This is a genomic window from Dryocola sharpae, assembly GCF_051307055.1.
Lineage (GTDB): Bacteria > Pseudomonadota > Gammaproteobacteria > Enterobacterales > Enterobacteriaceae > Dryocola.
Map to the genome: position 1 here is coordinate 2,425,254 of NZ_CP149994.1, position 13,466 is coordinate 2,438,719.

General features: G+C 55.3%; 8 protein-coding genes. 4 read left to right on the plus strand and 4 right to left on the minus strand.

All coding sequences use genetic code 11. The features are described 5' to 3' along the window. Window positions 1-184: 184 nt before the first annotated feature. The 3 genes from WLO31_RS11610 (at window position 185) to WLO31_RS11620 (ending at window position 5,903) form a co-directional block, all read left to right on the plus strand. Window positions 185-1,573: a serine/threonine protein kinase gene (locus tag WLO31_RS11610; protein WP_435926756.1), complete on the plus strand. Its 1,389-nt coding sequence runs from the start codon at window positions 185-187 to the stop codon at window positions 1,571-1,573. Between the two features lie 139 nt (window positions 1,574-1,712). Beyond that, window positions 1,713-3,449: an alpha,alpha-trehalase TreA gene (treA, locus tag WLO31_RS11615; protein WP_435926757.1), complete on the plus strand. Its 1,737-nt coding sequence runs from the start codon at window positions 1,713-1,715 to the stop codon at window positions 3,447-3,449. A 276-nt stretch (window positions 3,450-3,725) separates the two neighbouring features. Further along, window positions 3,726-5,903: a TonB-dependent siderophore receptor gene (locus tag WLO31_RS11620; protein WP_435926758.1), complete on the plus strand. Its 2,178-nt coding sequence runs from the start codon at window positions 3,726-3,728 to the stop codon at window positions 5,901-5,903. Window positions 5,904-5,944: 41 nt separating this feature from the next. Here the strand turns inward: WLO31_RS11620 and WLO31_RS11625 are convergent, their stop codons facing one another. The 4 genes from WLO31_RS11625 to ebgR form a co-directional block, all read right to left on the minus strand. Continuing rightward, window positions 5,945-7,435 carry an amino acid permease gene (locus WLO31_RS11625; protein ID WP_435926760.1) on the minus strand — a complete coding sequence of 497 codons (1,491 nt, stop codon included), beginning with the start codon at window positions 7,433-7,435 and terminating at the stop codon, window positions 5,945-5,947. A gap of 81 nt (window positions 7,436-7,516) precedes the next feature. Beyond that, entirely contained in the window at window positions 7,517-7,969 is a 453-nt protein-coding gene (locus tag WLO31_RS11630; RefSeq protein ID WP_435926761.1) for a beta-galactosidase subunit beta, read from the minus strand. Beyond that, window positions 7,969-11,031: a beta-galactosidase subunit alpha gene (ebgA, locus tag WLO31_RS11635; protein ID WP_435926762.1), complete on the minus strand. Its 3,063-nt coding sequence runs from the start codon at window positions 11,029-11,031 to the stop codon at window positions 7,969-7,971. The genes WLO31_RS11630 and ebgA overlap by 1 nt, the downstream gene beginning before the upstream one ends. 173 nt (window positions 11,032-11,204) lie before the next feature. Beyond that, complete coding sequence (gene ebgR / locus WLO31_RS11640) at window positions 11,205-12,188, minus strand: transcriptional regulator EbgR (RefSeq protein ID WP_435926763.1); 984 nt, start codon at window positions 12,186-12,188, stop codon at window positions 11,205-11,207. A gap of 207 nt (window positions 12,189-12,395) precedes the next feature. Here ebgR and ygjJ point away from each other — a divergent pair, with 207 nt between their 5' ends. Next, the gene (gene ygjJ / locus WLO31_RS11645; RefSeq protein ID WP_435926764.1) at window positions 12,396-13,463 is read left to right on the plus strand and encodes a protein YgjJ; all 1,068 of its coding nucleotides are present in this window, start codon (window positions 12,396-12,398) and stop codon (window positions 13,461-13,463) included. Window positions 13,464-13,466 lie beyond the last annotated feature (3 nt).

Below are 13,466 nucleotides of genomic sequence, written 5' to 3' on the forward strand. Positions count from 1 at the left end.
CCTGAATATTCGTCTGATGACCACCCTCCCGGTGACACAAAACTAAAGGGCGTTGTCATTTAAAAAACAAGGAAAATCACTTCATTGATTTTCGGCAGCTAACTACAAAGAAGGAAAAACCACGTTTTTTCCTTCTTTGTCAGCACTCTCAATATTCGTCAATTTTCGAGCAGAGAAAGCTATCATGACAGATAACGATTACACCCCGAGGATCCCGGACGCTCTGCCGCCAGGCTACCGTTTCGACGAGTTTGAAATTCAGGAAGTCATTGATTCGACCAACGTCGGTATTATCTATCGCGCCTGGGATCATCAGCTTGAACGCCCGGTCGCCATCCGTGAGTTTATGCCGCGGGCGCTGACGGTGCGCAGCGATAATATGCGCCTGGTTTTGCGCAGCAAGCAGGACAGCACCGCGTTTAACACGGGCCTCAACAGCTTTATTCAGGAGGCGCGCCAGCTCGCCCACTTCAACCATCCGAATCTGCTGCAGGTTTTACGTTTCTGGACGCTGAACGAAACCGCCTATACCGCCACGCTGTTTTACAGCGGCCTGACGCTTGCGGAGCTGTATCAGCAGCAGCCGGAGATCGTTAATGAAAGCTGGATAAGGCACATATTGCCCATGCTGTGCAGCGCGCTCGCAGCGCTCCACGAGGGCGATTATATTCATCGCGACCTGTCGCTAAAAAGCATTCAGATTCAGGATAACGGCATTCCACTCCTGCTTAACTTTGCCGCCTCGCGCCGCAACGTAAACGGCATGAGCGATGAAAGCAAAACCCTGCTACACCCGGGCTTCGCCCCGCTTGAACAGTACACCGAAGACCTGGAAAATCAGCTCGGGCCGTGGACGGATATTTATGCGTTAGGCGCGGTGCTCTATACGCTTATCACCGGCGCCAGCCCTCAGGCAAGCGTTGCCCGCAGCATTCAGGACACCTGTATCCCCCTCGCGGAAATTCAGCCAGCGGGCTACACGCCAGGCTTGCTGCGGGCAATTGACCGGGCGCTCGCGCTCAAGCCGGAAGACCGCCCGCAGTCGATTGCCGAATTTGCCGCCCTGGCGGAGATTTCACTGGGGGATATCGGCGAGCTATCGGGCGGCAAAAAGCCCGGCACGATGCTGGTGGCGGTTGAGGAAGAAGAGACTGACGCAGGCGCGCTGCCGCTGTGGAAGCGCTATAAATCACCGTTGCAGATTGCGGCAGGTATCGTGGCGGGAATTATTATTGGCGCCATAATCTTTGGCAGAACGCCGCAGGCGCCTGTCGATAGCAAAAGAACGACAACCCAAACCGCGCCTGCGAAGCGTAAAGCCGATCCTGCGGCAGCGCCGGTCGCACCCGCTGCAAATGACCTGATCGCCCGTGTTTACGTCCATATTAACGAAGGCGAAGAGATGGAAGTGAACGGGGAGCCGCAAAAAAATATCCCCTCAGTCAACGGCTACGGCATTCTGCAGCTGCCGGCAGGCAAATATGATATCAGGCTGCATAACCAGACCCAGTCGCGCAGCGTAACGGTAGCCGTCGATAAGCCCGGTACCTGGCTTTTAAATCCGCAAGAATAATCCGCAGTGACGAAGGTAATTTATCTGCTTTCGTCACTTTTGCTACATCCTGCACACAGGCTGGTACAAATTCGTCTAAGGTTTTCATATGGTTGATCGCGGTAAACTTTGGCTGCGATCCTGCAAAGGAGAACAATAGATGATAAATCCTGTTTTGCGCCGTCCGCGAACGTTACTGCTTGCTATCCAGATGGCGCTGGGTTGCGCCTTCGTTACCTTCACCCTTCCCGCTGCCGCCGATGACAACCAGCAAATCCGAACCCAGCCGCAGCCGCCGGACGTTCTGCTCGGCCCGTTGTTCAGCGATGTACAAAGCGCGAAGCTTTTCCCCGACCAGAAAAGCTTTGCCGATGCGGTCCCGAAAGGCGATCCGCTGATGATTCTGGCGGATTACCGCATGCAGCGCAGCCAGTCCAGCTTTGACCTGAAGCATTTTGTCGAAATGAACTTCGTGTTGCCGAAAGAGGGTGAAAAATATGTCCCGCCTGAAGGGCAGTCGCTGCGTGAACATATTGATGGACTATGGCCGGTGCTGACGCGCACGACCGATAGCGTCGGTAAATGGGATTCGCTGCTGCCGCTGCCAAAACCCTATGTCGTGCCGGGCGGCCGGTTCCGCGAGGTTTATTACTGGGACAGCTATTTCACTATGATGGGGCTGGCCGAAAGCGGGCACTGGGACAAAGTGCAGGATATGACCGATAACTTTGCCAGCGAGATTGATACCTGGGGCCATATTCCCAACGGCAACCGCAGCTATTACCTGAGCCGCTCCCAGCCGCCTTTCTTCTCCTTTATGGTCGAGCTGCTCGCCAGCCATGACGGCGATGAGGTCTACAGCAAATATCTGCCGCAGCTTAAAAAAGAGTACGCTTACTGGATGGAGGGCAGCGAGAGTCTGTCGCAGGGCCAGGCGAATAAGCGCGTGGTGAAGCTCAAAGATGGCTCCGTGCTCAACCGCTACTGGGACGATCGCGATACGCCGCGTACCGAATCCTGGCTTGACGACGTGACCACGGCGAAAAATAACCCGGACCGCCCGGCAACGGAGATTTATCGTGATTTGCGCGCCGGTGCCGCATCGGGATGGGATTTTAGTTCGCGCTGGATGGATGACCCTAATCAGTTAGGCTCTATCCGCACCACGTCTATCGTGCCGGTAGATTTGAACGCGCTGATGTACCAGCTTGAAAAAACGCTGGCGCATGCCAGCGTCGTGGTAAAAGACGAGGCGGCGGCTAAGAAGTATCAGCAGCTCGCGGATGCGCGTCAGAAAGCCATTGAGGGGCATATGTGGAACGCCAGCAAAGGCTGGTATGCGGATTATGACCTGCAAAGTAACGCCGTGCGCAACCAGCTAACCGCGGCGGCGCTATTCCCGCTTTACGTTCACGCGGCGTCGCAGGACCGGGCCGACAAAATGGCTACGGTCACCCGCGCGCAGCTGCTTAAAGCTGGCGGGCTGGCCACCACCAACGTGAAAACCGGCCAGCAGTGGGACGCGCCAAACGGCTGGGCGCCGCTGCAATGGGTCGCCACCGAAGGCCTGCAGAATTACGGACACAAAGACCTGGCGATGGAAGTCAGCTGGCGCTTCCTGACCAACGTGCAGCACACCTATAACCGCGAGAGAAAGCTGGTGGAAAAATATGATGTGACGAGTACGGGCACAGGCGGTGGCGGCGGTGAATATCCGTTACAGGATGGTTTTGGCTGGACCAACGGCGTGACGCTTAAAATGCTCGATATGCTCTGCGGCAGCAAAAAACCGTGCGATTCCGCGCCGGATAAGCTCCCTTCGGCAACGCCTGGGCCGGCAACAGCCACAACCCCGGAGAAAGCGCAGGAAACGCCTCAGCCTGCGATGACACAATAATTTTATCAGGTGGGTAAGCGCAAGCGCGCTCCACCTCTTTATCTGCGGCGGGTAGCCTGCAGCTTACCCGCCCTGTCGCTACCTTCCAGCGCTAAAAAATACCGCTTTACCCTCGCCTTAAAACCTCTTCCTCTCCAAATCCACGCTTGAAACTGATAACAATAACGATAATAATTCGCATTCATTACGCAGTGGCGCCCACGGATGCCCGGCTGACTTTAGGGCCTGCGGCGTCCGTTGGTGATAACAACTATACCTTCACGGGACAATAATAAAATGAAACTGGCATTCACCGTAAAGCGCTCCGCTTTACTTTGCGCGCTTGCACTTGCCGCTCCGGCATACGTTATGGCAGAAGACACGGTCGTCGTCACCGCCAGACCAGCAGATACCGCAACCTCCCCCACTCAGGGTTACGCCGCTACCACCACCCGCGGAGCGACCAAAACCGACGAACCGCTGATTACCACCGGCCAGTCCGTTTCCGTCGTTACCCGTCAGCAGATTGAAGATCAGGGTGCGCTGTCAGTGAACAGCGCGCTGAACTACACGCCTGGCGCGTTCACCGGTTTCGCTGGAGGGGCGACACGTTATGACACCGTTGCCCTGCGTGGTTTTCACGGTGGCGATGTAAACAACACCTTCCTCGACGGCCTGCGCCTGATGAGCGACGGCGGCAGCTACAACGTGGTGCAGGTCGATCCGTGGTTCCTGGAACGTATTGACGTCATCAAAGGACCTTCGTCGGCGCTTTACGGGCAAACCATCCCCGGCGGCCTGGTGATGGAAACCTCAAAACGTCCTCAGTTTGTCGCGGAAGGCCATGTTCGTGCCCTGTACGGTAATAACAACACCAACGGCACGGCGTTCGACTACACCAATGCGATTAACGACGAATGGGCCTATCGCATTACCGGCATGACGAAAAACACCGATACCCAGTACGAGCACACGCGCGAAGAACGCTATGCGATTTCACCTTCTCTTCTCTGGCAGCCGGACGAAAACACCTCGCTGCTGCTGCGGGCGTATCTGGAAAAAGATCCGTCCGGCGGCTTCCACGGCTCCGTGCCGGGCGATGGCAGCATCTACTCTTCAACCGGCCGTAAAATCAGTACCGGCTTCTCTGACGTAGAGCCTGGCAACGATGAGTTCAAGCGCCACCAGCAGATTTACAGCTACGAATTCGCCCACAGCTTCAACGACGTCTGGGCGTTCCGCTCCAGCGCGAGCTATACCCATTCGAACGTGGATCTGAAGCAGGCTTATCAGATTGGCTGGGCAGATGCGGCGCACAACGAACTGATGCGCTACTACAGCGGTGAAACGTCCTCCCTGGAGGCCTTTGCCATTGATAACCAGCTGGAAGCTGATTTTGCTACCGGCGATCTGGCGCATAAGGTCGTGCTGGGCGGCGAATTCCACAAGTTTACCAACCATCTCTCAGACGACTCCGCTTACACGACGAACCTGAACCCGTGGACCGGCGAATCCGGCGGCGCCGGCGGTTTTTACTATTACGATCCGCGCGACCCGACTTACGCCACTATTAACCAGGGCCTGCTGACTAAATCAGGTAAACGCCAGTATGAACAAAGCGGCGTCTACCTGCAGGACGATATGCAGTGGAACCAGTGGCATATGACGCTGTCCGGGCGCTATGACCATATCGTGACCAAAAGCCATATCGTTGCGCCAGCCATCGAAAGCGACGTAACCGATAACCGTACCGACGACCACTTCAGCGGCCGCGCAGCCTTGTTGTATGCGTTCCAGAACGGTGTTTCGCCATACGTCAGCTACAGCCAGGCAATCACGCCGCAGGTGCTGCCAGGCGCCGATGGCAAACTGCTGAAGCCCACGACTGCCGAACAGTATGAAGCCGGCGTGAAATATCAGCCGGTCGGCACCGCCGATATGTACAGCATCGCGCTGTATGACCTGACGCAGAAGGATGTGGGCAACCGTATCGTGCAGGGCAGCTACTATGAGCCTGCCGGTAAAGTGCATTCTCAGGGCGTAGAGCTGGAAGCCCGTTCACAGTGGAACGATCGCTTCTCAACCATCGCGGGTTATACCTGGAATAAGGTTCGCTTTAAAGACGCCATTGACGGTAACGACGGCAACACGCCGTACGTAACGCCTGACCAGATGGCAAGCCTGTGGGGCGTAGTCAAAACCGATTTTGGTATCAGCATGGGCGCTGGCGTGCGCTACATCGGCAAGCAATGGGCGGATAACGAAAATACCCTGCGCGTTCCTTCCGTCACCTTGCTGGACGCGATGGTTCGTGCCGACATGGGCGCGTGGACGCCTGCGCTGAAAGGCGCTTTCGTGCAGGTTAACGCCACCAACCTGACCGGCCGTGACTACGTTGCGGGCTGCTACGGGACGGGCTACTGCTACTGGGGAGCGGAGCGCTCGGTTATCGCAACCGTGGGTTACGACTTCTGAATACGTGAACCCCTCTTCCTTGCGCAAGAGGGGTTCTTTGCTTACAGACTTACGCTTCCGGCGGGTTTTACCGCCGCTGGCGTTCCCAGCTGACGCTCCAGCGCGATTTGCGCTAAAGGCGTATCCGCGTCATAGCGCGCCCTGGCATCGAGTCCCTTCTCATATTTATTGTATTTCCACCAGGCGTAGCCGAGGAAGATCACCAGCCCGCCAACGTTATAAAAGACGATGGTCATGATGCTTGCCCCGGTCGGGAAAGTTGAGGCGATAAATCCAACGGTGAAGATAACAATCAGCACGCTGACGATAGTTATTCCCTGCATCCGCGAGCCCATGCGGAAATCGCGCTCAACCCGATCGTATTTCAGACGCAGATTAAGGTAGGCCAGCATAATAAACAGCGGCGGCAGCATCGACGCGGCGGCGGTCATATTGATCAGCGTGTTCATCAGTTCCTGTACGCTGCCTGAGCCAATCGTTGGGATCAGCATCAAAGGAATAACGATCAGGAACTGGATCCAGGCCGCGCGCGTCGGCACGCCGTGCTGGTTAAGACGAACTGTTTTCTCACCAAAAATACCTTTTGGAATTTCAGTAAAGAAGATTTTTACCGGCGCCGCCGTCCACATCAGCAGGGAGCCGAACATCGCGGTAAACGAAACGATCCCCACAAAACGATTCATCAGGACAGGAGGCAGGCCAAAATGACGGGAGAGCCCTTCGAATACCTGAACCGTACCGCCGGTAAAATGCAGCGCGCCTTTATCAACAAAGACGTTAATCAGCAGGGAGGAGACCGAGTAGAGCACGCCAATAAACAGGCCGGACAGAATAATCACCTTCACGAAGGCTTTGCTGCCGCCCTTCACGTCGTTAACGTAAACCGCCACGGACTCCGCGCCGCCCGCGGCCTGGAATATCCATGCGATGATACCAAGGAATGCCCAGCTGAACTGCGGGGTAATCGCCTGCACGTTAATCGGATCGGCTGGCTCTACGCCACCGATCACCGCCGCGCCAGCAAGGATAATGTAGGAGAACGTCAGCAGCAGCATCAGGGTGGAGGTTACCGATGTCATCGGCCCCAGCAGTTTTGCCCCGTGGTTGGAAATCCAGGTGGAAAAAGCAAACAGGCAAATGCTGATAAGCGAGGTGGTCAACGGGGTAAAGATATAGTCATACCCGAGGAACGCATAAGAGGCGTAGGCAATAACCCTTGGCAACAGCGCGGTAAAAAAGAACAGATTTACAAACCAATAGGTATAAGCGGTGATAAACGCCCAGCGCCCGCCCAACGCGCTTTTTACCCACGCATAAACGCCCGCTTCTGAATTACGGTTTAGCGAGACGAACTCCGCGATGATAAGACAGAACGGAATAAAATAGATGATGGTCGCCACCAGGAATACCGGCGCCGATGCGATACCTAACTGGATATTGTTATTAATGACGTTATTGAAGCTGAATACCGCCGCAAACGTCATTGATAATAAGCCGAACTTGCCAATTGTATTTCTGCTGGTCGAAGCCATGAACATACTCCACGTTTTGTAGGATATTTTTATTGTGTTGTTTCGGCCCTTGCCGCTTACTACCAGTCAGGGCCGGGAAGGTTATTTGTTCAGGAAATAGGTCTCCTCAACGGTGACCTTCAGGATCGCTTTTTTAACGCCGGAGCTTTCACTGAAGCGGTACGCCTCATGGTTTTCGAAGATAGCGACGTTTCCCGCAACAAGCGTGCGGGCTTCGCCTTTCCCACAAAAATATTCGCGGTCGCTCTCGTCCCGATAAGCCACTTCCGGGGTTAAGGTTTTTTTATCGGCATATTCCACCGTCTCATGCCCGGACAGGTAATAATGCACCTCGAAATAACGGCGATGTCCTTCAAATAACCCGGCCTTCTCTACTGAGCCTGCCGCAAGGCGATAAACCAGCGAATCGCCTACCGAATAGAAGACATCCGGCAGGATATTATTCAGGTTATTAATGGCCTCCATGCAGCGTTGCCATTTTTTCCCTGCGCGGTATATGCGCTGGAAATCTTCCAGAGTGTCTAAAATAATCATTACGCATCCCCCCATTCTGCACGAGGCAGGAAATTGTATTTCGCAAGCATCGCGGCGCTGGCTTGCCCCTGACGGAACGGCACCATCGCAAAGCCGTACCGGAACGGCTGCAGGTAGACCCGGTACGAATCGAGAACCTCGGAACCCCAGGAATTGGAGCCCAGTCCGAGGATCTGATGGTCAAGATTCAGCGTCAGGTACGCGCTCTCCTCCAGCTCGTTCATATGCTGCGCCTGCTGCAGCATTTCCGCGCTGTAAGGCCAGAGGCTGAAGTTAAGAGGGTTGCGCGGCTGAATGAAAATACCGTTGCCCTTTTCATCTTCAACGGCAAGCCAGCGCACCTGCTGACGGTTGCCGTTGTCCTGCGGGAACGGATAGCGTTCAAACAGGCTGTCCAGCGGCTGACGATAATGGCCAATCAGGCTGCTCTGGCTGCTGTCCGGATAGTTTTCACCCGGTCCGCGGCCGTAATATTCCACCTGCTTAAAGCGTCTGCTGAGGCCAAAATCCAGACCGATTTTTGGAACGATCGCCTGATAATTTCCGTAAGGTGTCCCGGTAAGATCGAGCGTAACCTGCCCTGCGGCAGTGATACGCCAGCGGTAAGTGCAGCGCATGCCGAAATCGAATACCGGCGGGGCGATAACCGTATCCACTTCTATCACCACTTCATCGCCGCGCGGGAGATGCCGCATTTCACGGAAATGATGCTGCATCAGATGCAGATGGTACGGTTCCCAGAGCCCTTCGAACTCCTGCTTGTGGTTATCAATCACCGGCTTGAAGAAGGAGAGATGCGGCGCGCGTCCGACAATTTCTTCTCCATCCACACGCCAGGAGAGCAGTTCGCCGCTCAGCTTGCAGAAGGTCAGCGCAAAATCGGAGCCGCGGATAATCAACCGATGCCCGTGCGTTTCACTCTCTGGCGCGCCCTGCACCTTCTGAGGATACGGCGCACGGCAAGCCGCTTCCTGATACAGAAACTGATAATGCCCGAGGGGATGCATAGCGTCGCTCCAGGCGGTAGCGCTGCGCCTGAAAATTTCTACAGTGATAAATGCTTCTCCGGCAGGCAGGGCTGGCGGACACAGATGCAGCTCGCCCGTTTCACCCGGCAGGATATGCGGTATCGCCAGCGTTTGCTGCGCCAGCGTTTCGCCTGCAAGCTGATAGCTTACAAGCAGCTCAATATCGTCAAGGGTGCTGAACCAGTAACGGTTATCCACCAGCAATACGTCCGCCTGCTGCACGCGGCGAATGGCTACGGGAGATAAAACCTGCTTATATTCGCGCAGGCCGGGCCCGGGACGCTGATCGGGATAGATAAGCCCGTCCATGCAGAAGTTATAGTTGTTCGGATAGTCGCCGTAGTCACCGCCGTACTGATAGCGTTCCCTGCCCTGCTCGTCATGCACCAGCAGGCCGTGATCGCACCATTCCCAGACATAATGGCCCTGCAGGCTCTTATGCTGATTGAAAACCGCCTGATATTCGGCAAGCCCACCCGGCCCGTTGCCCATCGCATGCGCGTATTCGCAGATGATGCGTGGCTTCGAATGCGGATACTCGCCAAAGTCGTTCATCATCGACACGCGGGAATACATGGTGCTTATCACGTCCACCACTTCTGCGTCGCGGTCTTCTTCATAGTGCACCAGGCGAGTCGGATCCAGCGCTTTACAGCGGGCCGCCATGGCACGAATGTTACAGCCGTAACCGGATTCATTGCCCAGCGACCAGATAAGGATAGAGGGATGGTTTTTCTGCGCCATCACGTGCCGCTCGATACGTTCTACGTAAGCCTGCTCCCATGCGGGATCGTCGGTGATGCGGCTGAGATCGCCTACGTTAGCAAAACCGTGACTTTCCAGATCGGTCTCTGCCATCACAAACAGGCCATAGCGATCGCATAGCGCATAGAAGCGCGGATCGTTTGGATAATGGGCCGTGCGCACGGAGTTAATATTGTGCTGCTTCATCAGAATGATGTCGCGCTCGGCCCGGGCCATGTCGATTGCCCGGCCTTTGAGATGATCGTGGTCGTGGCGGTTGACGCCGTGCAGCTTCAGGTAGCTGCCGTTGACATAAAACAGGCCGTCGCGCACCTTGATATCGCGGAACCCCACCTGCTGCGGCACCACGGAAACGATCTCATTGTCCGCGTCACGCAGCGTCAGCAGCAGCAAATAGAGATGCGGATGTTCCGCGTTCCACTGTTTTGGCTCTTTAACGGGCATCGAAAACCGGCAAGGCGCTTCGTGGGAGGCGCTTCGGTGCTGTTCCGCTACGCAGCGTTCTTTGTCAAACAGCTGCGCCTGAAGCTGATAGCCAGCCGTGTCAGCGCTGGAAATATGACCCAACACGCAGGTGACATTAAGTTCCGCATCGCGGTAGTTATCATCAAACTGAGTGACGACGGTAAAGTCGTGCAGATGAACTTTCGTCTGGCCTGTCAGGTAGACGTCTCGGAATATTCCCGCCATCCACCACATATCCTGATCTTCGATATAGGTAGAGTCCGCCCACTGCATAACGCGAACCGAGAGCAAATTCTCGCCGACCTTCACATAAGCGCTGATATCAAACTCGGCGCTCAGACGGCTGCCTTTGCTGAAGCCGACGTAATGACCGTTAACGTAGACTTCAAAATAGGTTTCAACGCCGTCAAATTTAACGATCGCCTGACGCTGGAGCCACTCTTGCGTGAGTGAAAAACTGCGTTGATAGGCGCCCGTTGGGTTGTTAGTGGGCACAAAGGGCACGTCGATGGGGAAAGGAAAACCTTCATCGGTATATTGCAGCTTGCCGTGGCCTTCCATTTGCCACATGCCGGGCACGGTGATTTCACCCCACTCCCGCATCGGCTGATGATAAAACGCATCCGGAACCTTGTCCGGATGGTCAAAATAGTTAAACGTCCACCTGCCGCTCAGCAGTTTAAAGCCCAGGCTTTGCGTACGATCGAGCGTTCGGGCCTGCTGTTCGCTGGCGTAGCTATGAAACCACGCCCGTGGCGGTAGCCGATTCTCCGACTGCCTGTCTATGTTTTCCCAGTTTTTCACGTCGACATCCTCATTACGTGTGTTCCGGGCAAACAATAAGTAAAAATTTACTAAATTAAAAACCGCAGATTTACTAATTGCTGCGGGGATCACATTAAATCGTTATCCTGCATGCAAAGCAAAACGCCCCGCCGACGGTAGAAATCGGCGAGGCGTTTACTATGAACTGTTGATTATTCAGGTATTGTTGTATCGCGTAACTGCAGGGAGCTTGGAACGTACAGCGAAAGCGGAATTGCCCGATCGTCGCGGATGCGTTCTGCCAGCAGATTCACCGCCTGCGCGCCCATCGTTTCGGAATGAATACGTACGGTAGACAGCGCCGGGAAAACAAAGCGTGCGGTTGGGATGTCGTTGACGCTAATCAGCGCCATCTGCTCAGGCACCTTAATGCCGTGTTCATGCAGGGCACGCAGCACGCCAATTGCGATGGAGTCGGTGGCGACGAAGAGAGCTGGCGGACGTTCTTCAGAGGCGGTCAGCATTTTTATCGCACACTGATAACCAGCCTGGCTGGTGAAATCGCCATAATAGATATCCTGCGGCCGCACGACCTTTTTGGCGCGTCCGTATTCCACAAACGCCAGCTCGCGCTGATCCGCATAGGCCGGGTCATCGCGCCCGCCAATAAAACCGATACGCATATAGCCGCGCGAGATGAAGTAGTCGATAACCTTCCGGCTTATCCGATACAAATCCACGTTTACGCAGTCAAAACGCGGGTCGTCGATAACGCCGTCCAGGTAAACGAGCGGCAGCTCCTGCTGTGTGAGCAGCGCCTGCGCCGCCGGCTGAGGTTTACCGATAACCAGTAAACCGTCCGCCGCGGCAAGCGGGCGTTCGCCTTTGAAGTCGTAACAGGAAATAAGCGTTATCCCCAACTTTTCGCATTGCGTTTCAATGCCATAGCGCATCGCCAGGTAATAGGGGTCATTAATTTCCAGCTCCTGCCCATGGGTATAAAGTGCGGCAAAAGTGAGACGTGCGCCGGCCTGGCGTTTTGCGCTCGGGACTTTGTACTCAAGGCGCTCCGCGGCTTCGAGGATTTTCTGACGCGTCTGGCTTTTCACGCTCAGCGTGGGATCGTCATTCAGCACTCGTGAAACCGTTGCCACAGATACCTGGGCCGCCTGTGCGATCTCCTTCAATGTAGCCATAACATCCCAATAATCATCAGCCGAAAACAATAGCTTAATGCCATCTCCGGTACATGTATACCCCTGCACCTAACCCGCAACCGCCTCGGATAACCCTGTGATCCACTTATCGCTTTACTAATTTAAGTGTATTTTTTAGTAAAATATTAACTAACATGTGCGCCATTCCCCTGCCCATACCTACCGATAACAAGAAGGACTGCACTTATGTTTAAGTTTTCCTCCGGGGCTACGCTTGCCCTGCTGCTCTTACCGGGCGGCGCGCTACTTGCCGCAGAATCAGCGGTGCCGGCCGAACACCGGCTGCCCGAACCTCCTCCGCTGGCGGCGGCCCCTGCCGGGGCGGCTTATCGTTTTTATGGCGAACTGGGGCTGGGCGGCAGCGTTTACCTGAACGGCAATGATAAGCATAAATATAGCGACGGCACCTACATCGAAGGCGGTCTGGAGGTGAAGCAAGGCAGCTGGTTCGGGCTGCTGTACGGCGAAGGCTGGACGGTGCAGGCAGACCATCAGGGCAATGCCTGGGTGCCGGATCACAGCTGGGGCGGCTTCGAAGGAGGCATCAACCGCTTCTATGGCGGCTACCGGACCGACAAAGGCACCGAATGGATCTTAGGGGTGCGCAACGATTCATCGCTGGATGATTTGCAGTGGTGGGGCGACTTCACGCCGGAATATGGTTACGTCATCCCCAACACGCGCGATTTAACGTGGGCGGGCAAGGTGCAGAACCTTACTGGCGATCTGCGCTACAGCATTACCGCCGCACCGCAGAGCCGCGTCGACGAAAGCAAAGCCTGGCTTCATTTCGGTAAATACGACCGCTACGCCGATAAATACTCCTACCGGGCGATGATCAATGGCTACCTTCAGTACGATATTGGGCAGGATTTAACCCTGCTCAACGGGCTGGAAGTGACCGACGGCACCGGGCAACTTTATTTGCTGGGCTTACAGAACAAACACCTGGCCGGGCGCGTCTGGCACCACAGCGGCAAAGGCAACGGACAAGATGCCGGCTGCGAAAACGGGATGATGATTAGCGCCATGATCGAACCCGCGAAGGGGCTCTATTTCTCCACCGCATGGAGCTACGCGAAGCACCTGCTGGATGACGCCGAAGACCGGACCACCTCCTACGCCCAGTTTGGCATCTGGTATGAGTATTTCGGCGGGAAATTAGCCACCGCGCTGGATAGCCGCTTTTATCTGCATAACGACACCACGGACGCCGGCAATTCGGTATTCGTGATGCAATATTTTTACTGGTAAGGA

Excerpts from the sequence above, each read along its gene's own strand:
- WLO31_RS11610 (WP_435926756.1), top strand. The coding sequence starts at position 185 with ATGACAGATAACGATTACACCCCGAGGATCCCGGACGCTCTGCCGCCA.
- treA (WP_435926757.1), top strand. The coding sequence starts at position 1,713 with ATGATAAATCCTGTTTTGCGCCGTCCGCGAACGTTACTGCTTGCTATC.
- WLO31_RS11620 (WP_435926758.1), top strand. The coding sequence starts at position 3,726 with ATGAAACTGGCATTCACCGTAAAGCGCTCCGCTTTACTTTGCGCGCTT.
- WLO31_RS11625 (WP_435926760.1), bottom strand. The coding sequence starts at position 7,435 with ATGGCTTCGACCAGCAGAAATACAATTGGCAAGTTCGGCTTATTATCA.
- WLO31_RS11630 (WP_435926761.1), bottom strand. The coding sequence starts at position 7,969 with ATGATTATTTTAGACACTCTGGAAGATTTCCAGCGCATATACCGCGCA.
- ebgR (WP_435926763.1), bottom strand. The coding sequence starts at position 12,188 with ATGGCTACATTGAAGGAGATCGCACAGGCGGCCCAGGTATCTGTGGCA.
- ygjJ (WP_435926764.1), top strand. The coding sequence starts at position 12,396 with ATGTTTAAGTTTTCCTCCGGGGCTACGCTTGCCCTGCTGCTCTTACCG.